The sequence below is a fragment of the Chryseobacterium herbae genome (genome assembly GCF_025154075.1).
Taxonomy (GTDB): domain Bacteria; phylum Bacteroidota; class Bacteroidia; order Flavobacteriales; family Weeksellaceae; genus Chryseobacterium; species Chryseobacterium herbae.
The window spans coordinates 280,087-300,609 of the sequence record NZ_JAOAMU010000004.1; the positions used below are offsets into that span (position 1 = coordinate 280,087).

Annotated in this window: 16 protein-coding genes and 1 riboswitch; all 16 genes read right to left on the reverse strand. The window is 39.6% G+C overall.

Annotated features, from left to right (window positions below; all coding sequences use genetic code 11):
- Window position 1 precedes the first annotated feature (1 nt).
- A complete protein-coding gene (locus tag N0B48_RS14415; protein WP_259839453.1) occupies window positions 2-1,135 on the reverse strand; it encodes a YncE family protein in 1,134 nt (377 codons plus the stop codon).
- A complete protein-coding gene (locus N0B48_RS14420; RefSeq protein ID WP_259839454.1) occupies window positions 1,132-3,162 on the reverse strand; it encodes a TonB-dependent receptor plug domain-containing protein in 2,031 nt (676 codons plus the stop codon). The genes N0B48_RS14415 and N0B48_RS14420 overlap by 4 nt, the downstream gene beginning before the upstream one ends.
- Window positions 3,163-3,271: 109 nt before the next feature.
- Window positions 3,272-3,456: riboswitch (cobalamin riboswitch) on the reverse strand.
- Between the two features lie 269 nt (window positions 3,457-3,725).
- Complete coding sequence (locus N0B48_RS14425) at window positions 3,726-4,667, reverse strand: transporter (protein WP_259839455.1); 942 nt, start codon at window positions 4,665-4,667, stop codon at window positions 3,726-3,728.
- 11 nt (window positions 4,668-4,678) lie between these two features.
- Window positions 4,679-5,725: a cytochrome-c peroxidase gene (locus N0B48_RS14430; protein WP_259839456.1), complete on the reverse strand. Its 1,047-nt coding sequence runs from the start codon at window positions 5,723-5,725 to the stop codon at window positions 4,679-4,681.
- Complete coding sequence (locus tag N0B48_RS14435) at window positions 5,718-6,545, reverse strand: MbnP family protein (protein WP_259839457.1); 828 nt, start codon at window positions 6,543-6,545, stop codon at window positions 5,718-5,720. Before N0B48_RS14435 ends, N0B48_RS14430 begins: the two co-directional genes overlap by 8 nt.
- A gap of 379 nt (window positions 6,546-6,924) precedes the next feature.
- Window positions 6,925-7,293: a hypothetical protein gene (locus tag N0B48_RS14440; protein ID WP_259839458.1), complete on the reverse strand. Its 369-nt coding sequence runs from the start codon at window positions 7,291-7,293 to the stop codon at window positions 6,925-6,927.
- A gap of 3 nt (window positions 7,294-7,296) precedes the next feature.
- Entirely contained in the window at window positions 7,297-7,971 is a 675-nt protein-coding gene (locus N0B48_RS14445) for a superoxide dismutase (RefSeq protein WP_259839459.1), read from the reverse strand.
- Between the two features lie 281 nt (window positions 7,972-8,252).
- Window positions 8,253-8,936, reverse strand: coding sequence for an SCO family protein (locus tag N0B48_RS14450; RefSeq protein ID WP_259839460.1), 684 nt, complete (start codon window positions 8,934-8,936; stop codon window positions 8,253-8,255).
- The gene (locus tag N0B48_RS14455; RefSeq protein ID WP_259839461.1) at window positions 8,923-9,198 is read right to left on the reverse strand and encodes a YHS domain-containing protein; all 276 of its coding nucleotides are present in this window, start codon (window positions 9,196-9,198) and stop codon (window positions 8,923-8,925) included. The genes N0B48_RS14450 and N0B48_RS14455 overlap by 14 nt, the downstream gene beginning before the upstream one ends.
- Before the next feature lie 155 nt (window positions 9,199-9,353).
- Window positions 9,354-9,716, reverse strand: a complete 363-nt coding sequence (locus N0B48_RS14460) for a hypothetical protein (RefSeq protein ID WP_259839462.1) — start codon at window positions 9,714-9,716, stop codon at window positions 9,354-9,356.
- A gap of 679 nt (window positions 9,717-10,395) precedes the next feature.
- Window positions 10,396-12,360 carry a heavy metal translocating P-type ATPase gene (locus N0B48_RS14465; RefSeq protein ID WP_259839463.1) on the reverse strand — a complete coding sequence of 655 codons (1,965 nt, stop codon included), beginning with the start codon at window positions 12,358-12,360 and terminating at the stop codon, window positions 10,396-10,398.
- 44 nt (window positions 12,361-12,404) lie between these two features.
- Window positions 12,405-12,824 (reverse strand): Fur family transcriptional regulator, encoded by a 420-nt coding sequence (locus tag N0B48_RS14470; protein WP_259839464.1) that lies wholly within the window; start codon window positions 12,822-12,824, stop codon window positions 12,405-12,407.
- 15 nt (window positions 12,825-12,839) lie between these two features.
- Window positions 12,840-13,736 carry a cation diffusion facilitator family transporter gene (locus N0B48_RS14475; protein ID WP_259839465.1) on the reverse strand — a complete coding sequence of 299 codons (897 nt, stop codon included), beginning with the start codon at window positions 13,734-13,736 and terminating at the stop codon, window positions 12,840-12,842.
- A 22-nt stretch (window positions 13,737-13,758) separates the two neighbouring features.
- On the reverse strand, window positions 13,759-14,640 hold the full coding sequence (locus tag N0B48_RS14480; RefSeq protein WP_259839644.1) for a bestrophin family protein: 882 nt from the start codon (window positions 14,638-14,640) through the stop codon (window positions 13,759-13,761).
- A gap of 130 nt (window positions 14,641-14,770) precedes the next feature.
- On the reverse strand, window positions 14,771-16,036 hold the full coding sequence (locus N0B48_RS14485) for an efflux RND transporter periplasmic adaptor subunit (RefSeq protein ID WP_259839466.1): 1,266 nt from the start codon (window positions 16,034-16,036) through the stop codon (window positions 14,771-14,773).
- A gap of 1 nt (window position 16,037) precedes the next feature.
- Entirely contained in the window at window positions 16,038-20,399 is a 4,362-nt protein-coding gene (locus N0B48_RS14490; protein WP_259839467.1) for a CusA/CzcA family heavy metal efflux RND transporter, read from the reverse strand.
- Between the last annotated feature and the right edge of the window lie 124 nt (window positions 20,400-20,523).

Sequence of the window (20,523 nt, forward strand, 5' to 3'; positions counted from 1 at the left end):
ATTATTTATACAAAAAAGCAAAGTGAGCAGGAATATTCCCGCCTTCTGTTTTCCACTTGAATTTTCCGCTCTTGTCGAAACAGTACACATATCCGGTAGTCACGTAGTTTTTCGCATCCGTTAGATAAATGTCTTCCGTATAAGGATTTACTGCAATTCCGTAAGGAGCTTTGATCTCGTCCACATATTGCTGGTCGATAATTTTATTGGAAATGATCTGCTCTGTTTTTACATCAATAATCCCGAAGGTCTTGACATAAGTATGGGTATTATAGTTAAATTCATTACCATAATAATACAGCTTGTCATTCACGATTGTCATTCCGCTGACGGCGACATGAAAGTCTTTTTTCACGGTTCCTGTAGCAGCATCCAAAAGGAAAAGACTGGATGGAATGTTATAGTAATCACCTCTTGAGCTCACATACAGATCTCCATAATTGTCCTTTCTAATACGGTGGAGATTAATCGCTACGTCAATTTTCTTAGTTTGTGTAAAGCTATTCAGGTCAATGACGGAAACGGTTTTATCATAATTCGGGAACATATATCCCCCGGAATTCGCCACAAAAAGCTGATCGCCCATCACTTCTATTTCTTCCGGCTGATACCCTACAACCACCTGTCTTTCGATGTTTAGTGATGTAGTATCAATTTCCACTACTTTTCCCGGAGGAGCGTTCGGATTCAGATCAACGGGACCTGCGTAGCTGCTGGCATAGACTTTATTGCCTTTAAAAGCCAGATAACGGCAGTTCTGCAGCTGTATAGTCTTGATTCGTTTGGCAGTTTTCGCTTCAAGTACTTCAATTTTATTGGAAACATTCACTACCACATACATTTTGCTACCGTAGATCATGATATGATTTCCCACATCACCCAGCTCTTTTACCACAGAAGGATTGGTTTCCCCGTAAATATTCTTGCGGTATGTTCCTGTCGCATAATCGAAATAATCGAGCGTACATTTATTGCTCCCCATATTTCCTTCGTTCAAAAGATAAAAACCTTTAATAGGCAGATCTTCACCGGTGCTTACCTCTTTTGTTTCCGAAGGAACTATATTGTCATCCGTCCTACACGAGAACAGAAAGAAAAGAGTAAAAGCCAGCAGGCAAAAGTTTAGTTTTTTCATAATGTAAAGCTTACAATAAGTTTAAAGTTTCTTCCGGGCATCGGATAATTCCTGACCACGTCATAGTATTGATTAAGGACGTTATTGACCTCAAAACCGGCTTTAATCTGATGAGAATGCCAGTTGAATTTTTTCTGAACAGATAAATCGTGCGTGTACCATGGCTGAAGATAATTGGCTTTGATATTATTCAGCTGAGCATCATAACGCTCTCCGGTATACATAAAACTGTAATTGAAACTCCAGTCTTTATAATCCGCCATCATGGTAAAGGTTAGCGCATGCCAAGGCACATAGGAAATCTGGTCACCGTAATAGTCGTCACTTTTATCGGTATAATCTCCGGCACGCTGATAGGTATAGCTTACCAAAGGTTTCAGTTTCAATTTATTAATATCAAATTCCGCCTGAACATTCACGTCCGCCCCAATGATTTTCACTTCACCCAGATTCACCATCATCCATCTGAAAAGATTGGTGGTAGGAACAGCGATAATCTTGTTCTCTACTTCATTATAATAGCCATCCACTTTCACATAGATGCCTTTAAAAAATTGATGATCGTAGAGTTTCTGATAAGTAAAACCTACATCGTACTGGTTCGTATATTCAGGTTTCAGCATCACATTTCCAATCATCGTGTAATACAGATCATTGAAAGTAGGCATCCTGAAAATTCTTTTGTAGAAAGCTCTTAAGGTTAAATCTTTTGATTCAAAAGGCTGATAGCTAAGGAAGGCAGAAGGAGTCCATTCTGTTTTATCAGGAGATTTTGCATTCATTTTCACTTCTTCGTGGACAAAAGTTCCGAGAACGCTTCCCAAAAATTTAAAACGGTTCCACTGATAGGTCGTGGCAAAAGCAACGAGTGAAGTATAACGGGTAGGATATGAAAAATCCCTCAGACTGGCATTGAGATTATTATACTGAAAGTCAAAACTTGCACTTACATCCCAGTTTTTATTAATAGAATAAATATTTGAATTGGAAAAATAGAGCTCTCTCTGAACATAAGAATTATCGATTGGCAGCGCTGTGTTGGCTATATTCACCGTATCTAAAAACCGGGTGTAGTCATAGGCAAATTTAGCTTTAATCTGCGTTTCAAATTTTGGAAATAATTTTTTACGAAAACTGGCCTGGACAAAATAATTTTCATCCAGCATCTGCTGACCTTTAGGTATGAAATTATTATTAACAATGGCTGTGGGAACTCCACGATCGGAAATATAACCAAATCCACGTACACTCCAGCTTCCATCATTAATGGTTCCGTTTAAAGCCCCTTCAAAACGCTTCGCACGGATATAGGAATCATATCTTCTCGCAATGGTATCATTGGCAACAGATCCGTCAGAATTTTTCTTTTCGTATTTAAACTTATACAATCCATCACTCTGTACAAATTCCGAACTGAAACTTGCCGAAACTCTGTCTGAAAGCTTCTGCTCCAGACGGAAAGAAGGATTAAACAAACTGATCGAACCTAATTTCAGCTTCACCGTTAAGTTGGTTTTCTGATCTCCTTTAAAAACAGGTATTTTAGGCTGAAGATAAATAGATCCCGAAGATCCGAAGTCCTTTGCCGGCTGAAAAACTTCACTTTTCTGGCCGTTGTATAAAGAAATGGCTTCAAGATCATCCAGTGAAAACTTTCCAAGATCCACGATTCCGTTCTGAACATTTCCCAGCTGAATACCATCATAGAAAACACCCACATGCTGGCTTCCCATACTCCGGATATTCACCGTTTTCATGCCGCCCATCCCGCCATAATCTTTGATCTGAACTCCTGAAAAATAGCGTAAAGCATCAGCCACCGACTGACTGTTCAGTCTTTCAAGCTGCTCTCCGGAAAGTACCTGTGCGGGAAGAATTTCTTTAAAATCTTTTTTGTAAAGCTGGATAGGAAGAATGGTTTTCTCCCTGATGGTGTCTCCGGATTGTGAGAATATAAGTTGAGATGCTGCCACAAATAATGTGATAACGCCTTTTTTAAACTGTGAAGCAATACATGTTCTGACCATTAGCTCATTGAGAATATTGTTGACGCTAATGGATATAAGATAGCAAAGATAAAGCGCAGCTGTTACTGCACAGAATCAATGTTGTCCTAAGCTTTATTCCACGAAAGCATCAAACGTTTATCTTCTGGCAGGTCTTCTGACTTACTCCGTTTTTGAAATCCTTCCCATTAAAAAACAGTGGATATAATTTTCAAAAACTTTGATGTGGAGCTTACAGCAGCGGGTCTGTTCCGGATTTTCACCGGATTCCCTTTTAAGTGCTTTTTACAGCGCACCAGATTTCGGCAAAGATAGAAAATAATTAACAGATGCAATACATCACATAATAAATTAACTATCAGCACTATAAAAACGTCTTAAACAACATTATTTATGATTAAAAATCTTAAAAACTCTTTTTTTAATGGAAAAAAGTAAACGTATAAAGAAGGGATTGTATAAAAACCGGTGGCTTCGAGATTCTCAGCCACCGGGGGGTTTAGAAATTATACTACTGAAGATGGAATAACCTGTGCTTGGTGGCTTCGAGGTCCTCAGCCACCAAGATTCCGGTTACCACAAGATTAAATTCCAAAATTGATAAAAACACTGAATCTGGATTTTGCTTCAATGTCGCCACTTGCCAGATTGGAATAAGCAGGCAGCATGACTTCACCACCCAGACTGAACTTTTTATAGGAAGCTTCGAAACCGAGTTTTCCATATAAAGCGCTTCCGGCTGTTTTGGGCAATACCTCGTCAAACTGTTTGTTTTTATCATAGACTTCGCCCTGAAGTCCAGCTTTGGCAGAGAAAGTGGTCTTTTCATTTCCTGCAAGCTGATAAAAACTTGTTACTGCATAATTCCACTGATTTCCGAAACGGTAGTTCTTTTTGTTTTCCGTTTTTACGGTGTAATCTGTATTGACCAGTACAGCCAGTTTATTCTTTTGAAACTTGTAGTTCAAAGCAGCCTGATAGTCCCAGCTTCCCGTTCCCAATTGAAAACTTGGATTGACACCCGAAGCTCCTTTTTCATCAAATTTCCCCAAAGGAATTTTCACGCCCAAACCTCCGTTAAGCTGATGAAAATTATCTTTGGAACTGATGATCCGGTAGATTCCCATCAGGTTCAGATCTCCGATTCCATTAATGTTGATATCGCCCTGCATGGTTTTCTTCTCATGAAAATGAAAGGGCAGGCTGGCGTATACACTCAGTTTTTCTGTCAATGGAATTTTTCCCCAAACCTGCAGGGTGTTGAAATACTGATCCTGTGTGAGATCTTTTACAAAAAGGTTTTCTTTGGCCTTATAATGCTGAGCAAAATATTTGATTCCAATAAACTGAGGATTCAGTAAAGACTCAAAACCGGAAGATCCGTTTCCTGCTGCACAGCCGCAAGCATCACAATCATCCAATACAATCCTGCTTATTGGATCTGCGATATACAGACTGTCTTTGATTGTTTTAGCCTGACAGACCCATGATAATGTCAGGCTCAGTATAAAAATTATTTTTTTCATGTTCATGATGCTCATTCTGCAAATTTTGGATTAGAAATAAAGTTTTTATCAGATAAGGTTTTCAAAAAGGCGATGATAAAATCCTTTTCCTGAGTATTCATCGCAATTCCGATATGTCCGTTCTGTTTCAGCTGCGGATCCAGATTGGGATTATCCTCCACATTATCTGAATAGAAATTAAGAACTGCTCCTAACGTGTAAAATCTCCCGTCATGCATATAAGGCGCAGTATATTCTACATTTCTCAGGCTCGGCACACGAAATTTCATCCAGTCTTTCTGATCAAGAGTTACGCGATGACGTCCCGCATCTTTGAACTGGGTATTGTAATACATTCCTGTATTCCTGAAACTCTCATCAGTAAATAATTCACCATTGTGACAGGAAGCACATTTCTGATTAAAAAGAGCCATTCCCTGAGATTCATCAGAAGTGAAATTTTCTTTTCCCTGTTTAACCCTGTCATATTTCGAATCCGCGGAAATCATGCTGACCATAAACTGCGACAGAGCCTTCAATATTCTTTCTCCGGTTATACTCTCGTCACCATAAGCGGCCATGAAGAGTTTTTTATACTTCGGGTCATCTTTTAATTTAGAAAGTACTTCCGGCATTGAGCTGTCCATTTCATTCGCATCTGTGATCGGAATGATGGGCTGTTCGTTCAGATTATGAATCACACCGTCCCACATATATCTTTTCAGAAAGGCCATATTTTGAATGGGTGGTGCATTACGGATTCCAATCCTGTCATCTACGCCATGGCTTACGTTATGACCGTGGTGTGTAAAAGCATTTTCCTGAATATGGCAGAAGCCGCACGATATGGTATTGTTTCTGGAAAGCCTTCCTTCGTAAAATAATTTTCTACCCAGTTCTACTCCGTTTTTCGTCACCGGATTCCCGGATGCATCGAAAGTCATTTCTGGAAAGTAAGATGGGAACTGCAATGAATAGGCCTCATCTTTTTCAAGCGGCTGCATCACCTCATTTGAACAGGATAAACAGCTCAGAAATGTAATGACCACCACTATTGTTTTTAATAAAATCCTAATCATTATGAACATGATCTACTTTAAACATCGTTGTAAGATTATTAGTGACATCCACCAGATGCTGACCTGAGCCCATCATCATATTATTTCCTGTGGTAAGAGAAAGGGTTTTAGTTCCACTCAGAAACTGATTAAGATCTGCAAGAATGTGAATGGAAGGTCTTATCTCTGCAGTTACTCTAGCGGTTGTAGGAAGGCTCAACGTAATTTCCCGGTAAAGATCAGGCATATCATTGGCTGTTATGTTTCCCATGTTTCCGGCATGATTCATAAATTCTGTATCTGCGGAAGCGGTTCCATATTTCCCTTCCAGTTTAACAAATACATAACCGGCTGCCCATGACCAGGACATTCCTTTCTGCTTGGCTTTCGCCCAGAATTCTGCCTGCCCATCCTGCCCCAGGAAATAAGCTTTTGGGTTGATTCCGAGTCCGAATTTTACTTTTTTGTAGTTGTTTTTCGGAATTCCGTTCAGATTAAGATAGATAACTCCGGCAACTGCATCGGCTTGATCTACGATGAAAGCTCCTTTATCGGGATTATTTTCATTGTATTTGAATTCATTTCCTCCCTCATCAATCAGAGTGATATTACTGATGATATATTTTAGGGTCGAAAATTTGTGTTTTTGCCCGGCGGCAGAGGTCTGCACAGTTTGGTTCAGTACGATATCCCCCAGATTATTGAATCCGTTTTCAAATTTTATCTGAAGATTTCCGGTTGAAGTATCCTGCGGATCGTCATCATCGTTGTTTCGGCATGATGATAAAGTGAATAAATTAAAGGCAATAAAGAATAATGATAAAAATTTATAAATTTTCATTTTGATTTTTTAAGTTGAATTTTTAAAATAGAAATGCTTTTGAATGCGTGAACATTCATTTTTTTTAACCACAAAAGGCGCAAAAGTTTTTTGACACTTTAGTTACTTGAAGTTGAAATACTTTTGAATAAGAAGATCACTTAAGTTTAATAAAATCAAAGATTTTCATCTTGAATGATATGCATAAACATCTGTGAAAATTTGTGCAATCTGTGGTGAAAAATAACCACAAAAGGCACAAAAGTTTTTTGACACTTCAGTAATTTAAAGTGTATTGAAAAACTGCATAGAAGAACACTTAAGCTTTCTAAAATAGTACGAGAAACTGCTTAAGAAAAGTCTTTATCTTCTTTGTGGTCGGTAAAGATTAAAATTGAACTTAAAAAACCGGTGGTTTGAAAATATGTTTGAGAAACAGAAAAGAATAGGCTGTTTCGTAGAGAAAATTGAAGTTTACAGAAAGGAAACTTTCCGCTTTATTGATTCCCGTAATTTCAGGGAGTGTACAGATATCAAGAACTTTCTGTCCTGAATTTTTAGTTTTGTTTAAAGGCGAAGAATCGGAATCATTCGTCTTTGCAAGTTCTTTGCTCAGGTAGCATTTTCCGTTACAGTGAAGCTCCGGTTTGCTTTTATTGATACAGAGAACGGTGGAGATATAATCATAATTTACAGCATACTCCATCAATGGGATCAGAGGTCTGAACACCATATAAAGAGTGAGGAATATGCTGCAAATTAAATTCATCTGTTATTTCTTGCTTACGGCTTCATCATATCTTCTGCTCACCTCTTTCCAGTTAAGCACATTCCAGATGGCAGCAAGATAGTCTGCTCTCTTGTTCTGGTATTTCAGGTAATAAGCGTGTTCCCAAACGTCAATTCCTAAGATTGGAGTTCCTTTTTCTTCCACAACATCCATCAAAGGATTATCCTGATTTCCTGTAGAAGACACAAATAATTTCCCGCTCTTATCTACAGAAAGCCATGCCCATCCTGAACCGAAACGGTCTGCACCTGCTTTACTGATTTTTTCTTTGAATGCATCCATACTTCCGAAAGTTTCCGTAATCGCTTTAGCCAGTTTCTCAGAAGGCTGTGTATTTTTTACGGGCGTAAGCACTGTCCAGAAAAGCTCGTGGTTGTAATGTCCACCTGCATTGTTTCTTACTGCTGGCGTAAGTTTAGAAACTCCTGAAAGGATCTGGAAAAGCGTTTGTTTTTCCTGTGGTGTTCCGGCAATCGCTTTATTCAAATTGGCAACATAGGCTGCAGCATGCTTTGAATAGTGAATTTCCATCGTCTGTGCATCTACCGAACCCTCCAGTGCATTGTATGCATATGGAAGCGGCGTCTGCTTAAACTGCGCAAAAGCAAACTGTGCGGCAAATACGGCACTTAAAGCTGCTACTTTCAAAATCTTCATAACGTTTTGTTTTTATGGTTTAACAATATTTTTTCATTTATAGAAGGGAGGCAGGAAGATGATTATCCTTCATTGATACTTCTTCATCTCATCTTTTTAATCATCCGCATTCATGAGTCCTACCAATCATTCTCCCCGTCATTAGCTTCTGCATTAAGACTCCTCTACTCCATGATCTCAATTTCATTCAGTCTTTTAAGCCTTTACATTGATGACTATCATTCCTCATTATCCTCATCATTAAACTTCCAGCTTCATTCTTCTATCTTCCTTTCCCTACTCTATTTCAATAATTTCTTAATATCCTCGATCAATATTTCTCTGTCAGGATGATACTTTCCGTTAAGTTTGGGAGTTTTCCCTTCCAGATCTTCATAATTCAATCCGGAGTAATACAGGATCGGCATTTTATCTTTATTGTATCTGCAACGGATATTTCCTTCTTTATCTACCAAAGCGATCATTCCGCTGTGGTTAAGGCTTTCGCTGTCGTCTTCCTTATCTCCCACATAGATGTTGAACTGGTCTGCCAGCTTTCCGATATAATCTCTGTTTCCGGTAAGAAAATGCCAGTCCGGAGATTTTGCGCCTACACTTTTAGCATGTTCTTTCAATGCAGCGGGTGTATCGTTTTCCGGATCTATACTTATTGAAATAATCCCGAATTCAGGACTGTTTACCTCATCTTCGATAAACCTCATATTCCGGTTCATCACAGGACAAATCGTAGGACATCTGCTAAAGAAAAACTCTACCAGATATACTTTTCCCAGCATATCTTTATTGGTGATTTTTTTATTGTTCTGGTCGGTGAGTTCAAAATCGGGAACCTTCATTACCGTGTACAGGTTCTTCTTGAAATATCCCATTCCTACCCCTATTCCCAGAAACAGAAGAGCGAAAATTGCAATCGGAATAATCACTTTTCTCTTTGCTCCGGTTTTGGTTTTATTATTTTTGGACATATTTCTCAGGATTTTTTTTGAACTCGTCCTTACATAGGCTACTGCAAAAACCGTACGTTTTATTTTTATAGACTGCCGTATCTTTCATATCATCTTCCGTTTTCATGTGACAAATAGGATCTTCTGCATTGGCAAATTTTACTTTTTTAGCGGTCGATTTTGAAGAGGCAGCGCTCTTTTTATGCTTTACTTTAGGGGTTTCCTGACCACAGGCGAATAATGAAACTGACAATAATGCAGTCAAAATAATTTTTGATTTCATTTTAATGGTAAATTGAAATTGATAGTATTGTGAATATGTAAATTAATTTTTAACACAAAGGTAAGCACCGCTTTTACCATCCATTGCTTTAAAAAACAATATCCGGTCATAACAAACGAGGGCACTTTGAGAAAAAACTAAAAGAATAGTTGAAATTAAGCTAAAGGAGGATGAAATATCCTGGAAAAGTATTCCGAAGTATCGTCAACAGCATAACGTGAATGTATGGCTTCATCTTCAGCATCAGATTCTTTCAGTCCTAAAAATGAAAGTGTATCGTGGGAAACAAAAACATCCAGTACAGATATTTTGATGACCTGGGAATTATTGGACTGCTTTTCCGTTTTTGCCAGTTCTTTGCTGACGTAGCACTTCCCTTTACACGTAGACTGAGGAATATTCCTGTTCTCACAGAGATTTTTCACAATATAATCATAGTTCACGGCATAGTTCACCAATGGCAAAACGGGGCGTAATGCAATGGTGAAAATGATGAATATGGATATAAAAAGTCTCAATGATCAGTTCTGTTGTACAAATATACTACTCAAATTGGGTTTATGGATTATTTATGATGAATGTCATTGATTATTTTTCGGTGAGCGGATACGGGTTACGGGATGCGAGGTTTTGAATTATGGAATAAAGCTTTTAATATTATTATTCTTTTTCGCGTGGATTGTGGAGATTTTGCAGATTCTTTTTTTGTGTATAAAAAACCTTATAGATTTTGGAAATCTATAAGGTTTGGGTGTTTTTATTTTTAAATGGATGATGTAGTGTTTTTTATCGCAAAGGCGCGAAGAATATCACAAAAAGGATGCTTTAAGGCGCAAGGATTTTATCTCCGATAAAATTTTATAATCCTAATAATGGGTCGCTTCATCCTAAAAGCTATTGTTTGGCACCTGCCTGCTATCTATCAGCTTTTATTATTATTCAGTTTTACAGTTTTTGTGTAAAAAAACCTTATAGGTTTTGAAAACCTATAAGGTTTGGGTGTTTTTATTTTTAAATGGATGATGTTGTGTTTTTATAGCAAAGGCGCGAAGAATATCACAAAAAGGATGCTTTAAGGCGCAAGGATTTTATCTCCGATAAAATTTTATAACGCTAATAATGGGTCGCTTTATCCTAGAAGCTATTACTTGACACCTGCTACCTGCAACCTACCATCTGCTACCTAACCCCTGCTTCCTAATTAAACTTCATCCTCTGGATTCTCACTGCATTTAATATCGCCAGCATTGCTACTCCCACATCTGCGAATACGGCTTCCCACATGGTTGCCAGACCTCCGGCTCCAAGGGCTAGGACAACTGCTTTTACCGCGAAGGCTAAAATAATATTCTGCCATACAATCTTTTTGGTTTGCTTACCGATATTGATCGCCATTGGGATTTTGCTTGGTTTATCGTCCTGGATAACGACATCTGCGGTTTCAATCGTTGCATCGCTTCCGAGTCCGCCCATGGCAATTCCTACGTCGCTTAGCGCAACTACCGGAGCATCATTCACGCCATCGCCAACAAAGGCTACGGTTTGATTTTTCGCTTTAATTTCTTTTACTTTATTCACTTTATCTTCCGGTAAGAGATCGCCGAAAGCGCTGTCGATGCCCAGTTGGTCGGCTACATACTTGACAACGGTACTTTTATCACCACTGAGCATGGTGGCTTTTACGCCCATTCTGTGTAGGTTGTCAACGGTTTCTTTGGCATCGCTTTTTATACTGTCTGCAATGGTGATGTAGCCTGCAAACTTTTTATCATAAGCTATGGCAATAAGCGTGTATACAATATTAGCGTGGTTGGTATCGTAGCTGATACTGAACTTATCCATTAACTTAAAATTACCAACTAGTAATTCTTTTCCATTGACTGACGCTTTCAAACCATGTCCTGCAATTTCTTCCACGTTTTCCAGAGGAATAGAATGATCAATCTCTCCTGCATAATTATGGATTGCTGTGGCTACCGGATGGGTACTTTTACTTTCGAGCACATTAACCAGTTTCAGGATTTCGTCTTTATTGAATTCAGGCTGAATGATTACTTCCTGTACTTTGAATACACCTTCCGTCATGGTTCCGGTTTTATCCATCACCACATTCTGGATTTCTGCGATACTGTCTAAGAAATTACTTCCTTTAAATAAGATCCCGTTTCTGCTCGCAGCTCCGATTCCTCCAAAATACCCCAACGGAATAGAGATCACCAATGCACAAGGACATGAGATCACCAGAAAGATCAATGCTCTGTATAACCAGTCTCTGAACTGATAATCATTCACAAAGAAATACGGCAGAAGACAGATTCCTATGGCAAGAAATACAACAATCGGGGTATATACTTTTGCAAATTTTCTGATGAATAATTCGGTCGGGGCTTTCTGTGCGGTGGCGTTTTGAACCAGTTCCAGAATTTTACTCAGCTTGCTGTCTTCGTAAGCGGTATTCACTTTTACGAGAGCAATACTGTTCATATTGATCATCCCTGCCAGTACGGCTTCCCCTTTTGTCTTAGTATCCGGTTTGCTTTCACCTGTGAGCGCTGCGGTATTGAACGAAGCTGATTCAGTCATCAGTTCACCGTCAAGGGCTAGTTTTTCTCCGGGTTTCAATTGAATGATGTCTCCTATCTTGGTTTCTTTGGCTTTAATGGTCTTTGGCTGGCTGGCTTCAATGATCGTTACCTCATCAGGACGCTGATCCAATAAGGCTTTGATGTTTCCCTTTGCTCTTGAAACCGCCATTCCCTGGAATACTTCTCCTACGGAATAAAAAAGCATTACGGCAACACCTTCTGGATATTCCCCGATCACAAATGCTCCTACTGTGGCGATTCCCATCAGGAAAAATTCAGAGAATACATCTCCCTTGATAATGCTTTCATACGCTTCCTTTAAAACCGGAAGACCTACGGGAGCATAAGCTGCCAGATACCATACTAACCGTACCCAACCTGTGAACCATTCTGTTTTTATATAATTGTCTAATGCTATTCCTATCAGCAACAGCACGAAAGAGATGATGGCAGGAAGAAACATCTGGAAAGGTGTTTTGTCTCCTGTATCGTGAGAGTGATCATGTCCGTCTCCTTCTGAATGATCGTGTGTATGCTGTTCTTTCTTTTTGGGTTTTGTACTGCAACATTCTTCCATAAATACTATTTTGATGTAAAATTAGGGTTATACTCGATGCAATACTATTGCAAACTTTCAAGACAGTTTTCGCAGATTCCTTTGGCAAAAAGTCTTATTTCATCGATTCTGAAATTGCCCTGAACATTTTGAGGAAAGGAAATATCTTCTCTGCAGGTCGTCTGCTTACATATTTTGCAGTAAAAATGGAGATGCCAGTCTTTGTGGGTTTTCTCATCGCAGCCGTCATCGCATAATTTATATTTTGTAGTCGTATTTTCCTGGATACTATGGACAATTCCTTTTTCTTCGAACGTTTTCAGTGTCCGGTAAATGGTGGTCCTATCTGCATTGTCAAAATGATTTTCCACCTCTGAAAGGGATAGTGCAGCTTCCTGTGTACTCAAAAAATCATACACCAGAATCCGCATGCTGGTAGGCTTGGTATTTTTATCGATGAGTTTGGTTTCTATATCTTTTTTCATTTTTACAATTAATTTTTAAAGATGCATTTCCTGTTCTTCATAGCCTTCCTCTTCAATCTGAAAAGTCGTATGACTGATTTTAAAATTCGCAGTGGTAACTTCCGTCAAAGTTTTCAGCAATGGATTCTGAGCCGTTCCGGTATCTCTGACAATGTGCGCGCTCATGGCATTTACGCTTGATGTCAATGACCATACATGAAGATCATGGACATTTTTCACGCCAGGAACTTCTTCCAGTGATTGACGCAGTTGATGAATATCCACGTCTTTCGGAGTTCCTTCCAGCAATACATTCACTGCTTCTTTCAATAAACGCCAGGTTCTCGGGAAAATCAAAAGACCAATCAATGCAGAAATAATTGGATCTGCATAATACCAACCTGTTGTCAGCATAATAACCCCTGCGATCATGACTCCGATGGAGGTAAGCATATCAGAAAGCACTTCAAAATAAGCACCTTTCATATTCAGACTTCCTTCTGAATCTTTTCTCAGAATCATCATCCCGATAATGTTGACTACAAGTCCTATTCCCGCTACAATCAACATTGTTTTACTCTGGACTGCCGGAGGATTCTGAAATCTTTGGTAAGCTTCATACAATACATACAGGGAAATACCCAGTAATACGACAGCGTTGATTACGGCTGCCAATATTTCTGTCCGGTAATACCCGAATGTTTTAGATGCATCTGCTTTCCGCTCTCCTATTTTGATGGCGATAAATGCCAAAAACAATCCCACCACATCTGTCAGCATATGTGCGGCATCAGCCATCAGTGCAAGACTTTGGGTAACGAGACCGCCGATCACCTCAGCGATCATGTAGGTTCCACTCAGCAACAAGACAAAAAGCAGGTTCTTTTTATGTCTGCTGGCCGGTGAACCTGTTTGTGTTTTTATTTCTTCCATGTTTTTCTGAAATTTTAGTTGATCACATTTCGTAATACAAAGAATTATCTTTTTTGGCAGGAACATTCTGATCTCCTGTCATCTGTTTAATATTAATTTCGATGGTCTGCGCCAATGAAGTCACAGGCGTATCTACAGGTCCGTTTTCAAAAGGATCCTGCATAATAATGGATGTTTTTTCGATGGCAAGAAACATAACCGGAATAAGGAAAGTAACGATAATCTCAACAGCAAGCTGTCCATCATCCAATCCAAAAGGAAGGATGGCTGCAAAAACATAAATTAAGGTATGCAACAAAATACTGTACGACCTCGGAAATACTGTGTTTTTCAGCCTTTCACATTTTCCCATACTGTCGCAGAGCCTGGTGATAATGTCATTCAGCTGCATCTGTTGAAAATCCGTCAAACCTTTTGAAGAAGCTATCTCTCTGAGCCGTTGGGAATGCTCATCCAGAAGTGCATTCGGAACATTGGTCGCTTTGATCTGATGTTCATTCAGATAATTCTGAACTCTGTCCGAAAAAGGCTGTCTTCTCAGAGATTCACCAAGTGCATAGGTCCAGATGATCTGTCTTTCTGCAAATTCCTTGATGATCTTATCTTCTCCTGCAGGGAAAAACTGGATGACCAATCTCATCAGCGTTCTTGAATCATTCACTATCGCGCCCCAGACTGTTCGGGCTTCCCACCATCTTTCGTAGGATTGGGAAGTACGGAACGCCAGCAGCAATGATACAGCCGTTCCCAAAAGAGCAGGAATATTAAGGGGAAGTGAGATTTTCCGGAACCATGGGAGAAGGTCTAATAATCCTATGGACACAGCAAATATGCCCATATACAGGATCTGGGTTTTTATTTCACGGATGAAATACCAGATGGATATTTTCTTGTTTAGCAGCATAACTGAATGATGTATTAGAATGTTTCTTGTATTCTGACTCTGAACATGTACCGTAAACACCTCTAATTTAGGCATAAAAATCGGTAGTTCTTCCGGCCTGTTTCTATAAATCGGTTATCATTTCCTTATTTTAATGTTCATGCCCGCCCGAATTGGAAAGTTTAGCATTAACGAAAAAAGCTCCTTTCACTACAATTCTGGCATCAGCAGGAATTCCCTTTATAGCTGTAATGGCCGTATAGCCCATATCTGAGGTACCTTTTATCACTTCTACTTTTTCAAAATTCAACGTCTTTTTATGTTCCGCAGGTTCTCCTTTTTCATTTTTGTGATCGTCTCCACCTTCTTCCTCCTCATGTTCCTCCTGTTTTTTATCGGTACGGATGAAGACATAGTATTTTCCGTCTGCTTCTACAATGGCTTCGTTTGGAACAGCAGGTGTTGTATTTTTATCCAGGCTGACAATTCCTGTAATATTCATTCCATCGATGAGACCTGCTTTATTTCCGGTTACTGTGCCATGTACTGAAACCGTCTTGCTTTCGTTTTCAAAAGAAGATCCTACACTGTACACCATAGCGTCATATTCAGTTTCAGGATTATTGGTCAGCTTGAAATGCACAATCTGCCCTACTCTCATTTTAGGAAGATCTTTTTCAAAAACCTGCAGATCAAGGTGAATCGAATTATTGTCGATAACCTCAGCCACAGGTGACGAAACATCTACATAACTTCCGATCTGTGCTGAAATACTGCTTACAGTTCCGCTGATTGGGGCAGTAATCACCAACCCTGATCTCATATTGCCATTATTCACTTTTCCCGGACTGATTCCCATCATCTGAAGCTGTCTCAAAAGGGAAGCTTTTTTCGTTCTCAGGGTTTTAAGTTCAGCATCTGAACTCTGCAGGTTTTTCTTTGCGCCTGCGTCATTGTCAAAAAGCTCGCGCTGTCTTCTGTATTCCTGCTCTGCATAGGTAATTCTGCTGTTCGTCGTCAGATATTCTTCCTGTAACTGGATAAATTCAGGATTCGCGATAGTTGCAATCACTTGTCCTTTTTTTACAATGCTTCCTACCTGGACATTCAGGGTTTTGATCACTCCTCCGTATAGAGAGGTGATAGTAGCTTTATTATTATTGGGAACTCTCAGAAGACCGTTTGCTTTGACGGTGGAAGTAAGTTCTTTCATTTCCACAGGACCTAAAGATATCCCGACCGATTTGATTTGTTCTTCCGTTAGTGAAGCAATAGTCTGTGGCGCTTCTTCATGACCGGCTTCAGCTTTTTCAGTTTTCACTTCTGGTTTTTCTGCCGGCGTTTCTTTTTTCCCGCAGCTCGTAAGTAAGAGTGCCGTGATGAAAGTCAGAGATATGATATTGTGCTTTATTTTCATGTTATTTATTGATGATTGAATTAATAGTAACTACAGATTGGTTGACCTGCTGAATGGATTCTAAATATTTCAACTGAATATTAGTGGCGGTCTGCAGGGCAAAAAGATATTCTACGTAAGAGATTTCTCCTGTTTTGTACCCTAACTGGGCTGCTTTGACAATTTTTTCCGCGTTCGGAATGGCCTGACTTACATAATATTCATACTGCTGTATATCCTGCTGATACTGTCCGAAAGCATTTTCAAGCTGTGTAGAAAGTTGTTTCTGCTGCATCTTCGCATTGGTTTCAGCGGCATATTTTTCATATTCCAGAGATTGCATTCTCGCTTTTGTCGCTCCAAACGTCAATGGAATGGCAACACCTACAGAAAACGAATTGAAACGGTCTCCGGCATTATAGAATTTCTCCTGTCCGTTTTTGGTATGCAAACCTATTAATGACTGGCTCGTCAGACCAAGGCTGAATTCAGGAAGTCCCTGTGATTTTTCCACATTTTTATTCTTGTCAGCAATTTCCATTTCATGATAAAAAGCTTTGACCGTAGGATTGTTGGCTATTGATGAGCTGTCCAGAATATTTTCTGTTCTCAAAGGTTCGTAATCACTTTTAAACGGAACTTCGAAATTCTCGGAAGTATTCAGTAATGTCTTTAGATTTTTATAGGCATTGTTTAAATACACTTCATTCTGTTTCAGCAGCAGATTGATTTCTCCTTTTTGGGTTTCTGCTGTATTAATTTCAATCTTCTTGATATCTCCTGCTTTAAATCTTACCGTTGCAATCCTGATAAAATCCTGATAAAGACTGTCAAGATCTTTCAGTTTAAATTTATTGTACTGAAGATATTCGATCTGATAATAATAGGTTCTTACCTGTTTTGTAAGTTCATTCGCCGAAACTTCTTTATCGATCTGCCTGCTTTTTATATTTTCAGTGATCAATTCTCTCCTCGCCTTGAACAGCGTAGGAAAAGGAATACTCTGCGAAATGGCAAATGACTGGTCGAATTTCGGACTGTTGTACTGTCCAAGCTGTGCTTCAAAATTTAATTTGGGAAGCTCTTTTGCTGTCCCTTTCAAAGCTTCTGCTGATTTTATATTCAGATCTTTTGATTTTAAAACCAAATTGTTTTCAGCGGCCATTTCTACTGCCTGATCTACGGAAATCTGTCTGGTCTGTGCCTTGAACGTCTGTCCGAACATCAGAAATCCAAGAACAATAACTGTTGTGATGGGCTTAATTCTATTCATCTTTCGTGGAATCTTTGAATTAAAAATAATATAAAGCATCGGCAGAACAAATAAAGTAAGGAATGTAGCGGTTACCAATCCGCCGATGACTACGGTTGCCAAAGGTTTCTGTACCTCAGCTCCGGCTCCTGTAGAAATCGCCATCGGCAGAAATCCTAATGAAGCTACTGTCGCGGTCATCAGAACGGGTCTTAATCTGGTTTTTGTTCCTTCGTAGACTCTTTTCAATACATCTTTTTCGCCATCTTTTTCCAGTTGGTTAAAGGTTCCTATCAAAACAATTCCGTTAAGAACTGCAACACCGAAAAGCGCGATAAACCCGATTCCGGCACTGATACTGAACGGCATATCTCTTAAAAGAAGAGCAAATACTCCTCCGATGGCACTCATTGGAATGGCTGTAAAGATCAATGCAGCCTGCTTAAATGAGTGAAAGGTGAAATAAAGCAGCATAAAAATCAGAAACAGTGAAACCGGAACAGCGATCATCAGACGCTTGCTGGCTTCCTGCAGATTTTCAAACTGGCCACCATAGGTAAAGTAATATCCGGAAGGTAACTTGATTTGTTTATCCAGTTTGGCCTGAATATCCTTTACGACACTCTGTACATCACGGCCTTTCACATTGAATCCAATTACGATTCTTCTTTTTCCTTCTTCACGGCTGATCTGTGCAGGACCCAGTTTATAGCTGACATTGGCCACCTGGGAAAGCGGAATCTGTGCTCCTGTCCCTGTCGAGATCATTAAATTATTCACATCATCGATATTCGTTCTGTGAAGACTGTCGAGACGCACTACAAGATCAAAACGTCTTTCATTTTCAAAAACCTGACCGGCTGATTTTCCGGCAAAGGCTGTACTCACGGCGTTGTTTACGTCTTCTATATTTAAACCATAATTGGCCATTCTCGTTCTGTCGTATTCTACGTTGATCTGGGGGAGTCCGCTTATCCTTTCGATTTGAGGAGGCGTCGCACCATCAACGGTCTGGATGATCTTTCCTACTTTATCTGCATAAATAGACAGCGAATCCAGATTTTCTCCGAAAATTTTAACGGCAACATCCTGTCTGATCCCTGTCATCAGCTCATTGAAACGCATCTGAATCGGCTGGTTCTTTTCAAAAAACACCCCGGGAATGGTTTCTAATTTCTCACTGATCTCATCGGCGAGTTCTGTATATGATTTTTTTGATTTCCATTCGCTTTGTGGTTTTAAAACGACAATCAGGTCGGTGGCTTCCGGAGGCATCGGATCGGTAGGAACCTCAGCGGAACCGGTTTTTCCTACAACCATTTTCACTTCATCAAACTGTTTGATAATTCTTGAAGCCTGCATGGAAGTTTCGATACTCTGACTGAGTGAACTTCCCTGTGGCAGAATACAATGGAATGCATAATCCCCTTCCTGCAGCTGCGGAATAAATTCGCCACCCATATTTTTGAAAATAAACGCACTCACAATAAAAATGAAAATCGTGGCCGAAACAATGATGTATTTTACTTTAACCGCTTTATGCAACATCGGCTGATAGATCTTCTGCAGGAAGTTCATCATCTTATCTGAAAAAGTTTCTTTATGCGAAATCTTTTTGGACAGGAATAAGGCGCTCATCATCGGAATATAGGTCAGTGAAAGGATCAATGCTCCTAAAATGGCAAATCCTACTGTCTTAGCCATTGGCGTAAACATTTTCCCTTCTACTCCGGCTAATGTAAGGATCGGGATATAAACGATAAGGATAATAATTTCTCCAAAAGCCGCACTGCTTCTGATTTTTGACGCAGAAAGGAAAACTTCCTCGTCCATTTCGCTTTGGGTAAGATTCCGTACCGATTTCCTTACGCCTAAATGATGCAAGGTGGCTTCAACAATGATTACGGCGCCATCCACAATCAATCCGAAATCTATGGCTCCAAGGCTCATCAAATTGGCACTGACTCCGAAAACATTCATCATTCCCAAAGCAAAAAGAAGGGATAATGGAATGGCAGAAGCAACAATAAGTCCGGCTCTCAGGTTTCCAAGGAAAACCACAAGGACAAAAATAACGATCAGGGCACCTTCTATCAGGTTTTTCTCAACGGTATTGATGGCTCTTCCGACAAGATCTGTTCTGTCTAAGAAGGGTTCTATCACCACGTCATCGGGAAGGGATTTCTGAATGGTTGGAATTTTAGCTTTAATCAGGCTGACCACATCGTTACTGTTGGCTCCTTTAAGCATCATGACGACACCTCCTACGGCATCTACTTTTCCATTGTAGGTCAGTGCTCCATAACGTACAGCGCTTCCGAAACGAACATCTGCAACGTCTTTTATAAAAATGGGAACGCTTCCTGTTTCGTTTTTAACGGAAATATTTTTAATGTCTTCCAATGAGGTGACAAAGCCAATTCCACGAATAAAATAGGCATTCGGTTTTTTGTCTATATATGCTCCACCGGTGTTCTGGTTGTTTTTTTCTAAGGCTGTAAAAATGTCAGAAATGCTTACGCCCATTGCTTTAAGGCGGTCTGGATTTACTCCTACTTCATACTGTTTCAATTCTCCTCCGAAACTGTTGATTTCTGCTACACCCGGCGTTCCGTTCAGCTGTCTGCGGACAATCCAGTCCTGCATGGTACGGAGTTCTTTGGCGGAATATTTCTTTTCGCTGCCTTTTTTCGGATGGAGAATATACTGATACACTTCCCCAAGACCTGTACTTACCGGGGCAAGCTCGGGAGTTCCTACTCCTTTGGGGATTTCTTCAACAGCCAGCTTCAACTGCTCATTGATCAGCTGTCTGGCAAAATAAACGTCTACATTTTCTTTGAATACCACAGTGATCACGGAAAGTCCGAATCTTGAAATACTTCTGGTTTCCTGGATATCCGGAACATTGGCAATACTCTGTTCTATAGGAAAGGTAACAAGCTGCTCTACTTCCTGCCCTGCGAGTGTAGGACAAGCCGTGATAATCTGCACCTGATTGTTGGTAATATCAGGAACAGCATCTATAGGAAGTTTTGTAGCACTCCATACGCCCCAGATAATGAGAAGGAGGGTCATGATACCAACGACCACCTTGTTTTTGATACTGAATTTTATGATTTTATCTAACACGATCTGTATTTAATTTTTTATTGGTAATAACTGCATACGGCGATAATGCCGTTGCAAAAATATCACGAAGACCTCTGCAATGGTATTGCAAAGTTCAATAGATAGAAAGCTTAACTTTCTAATA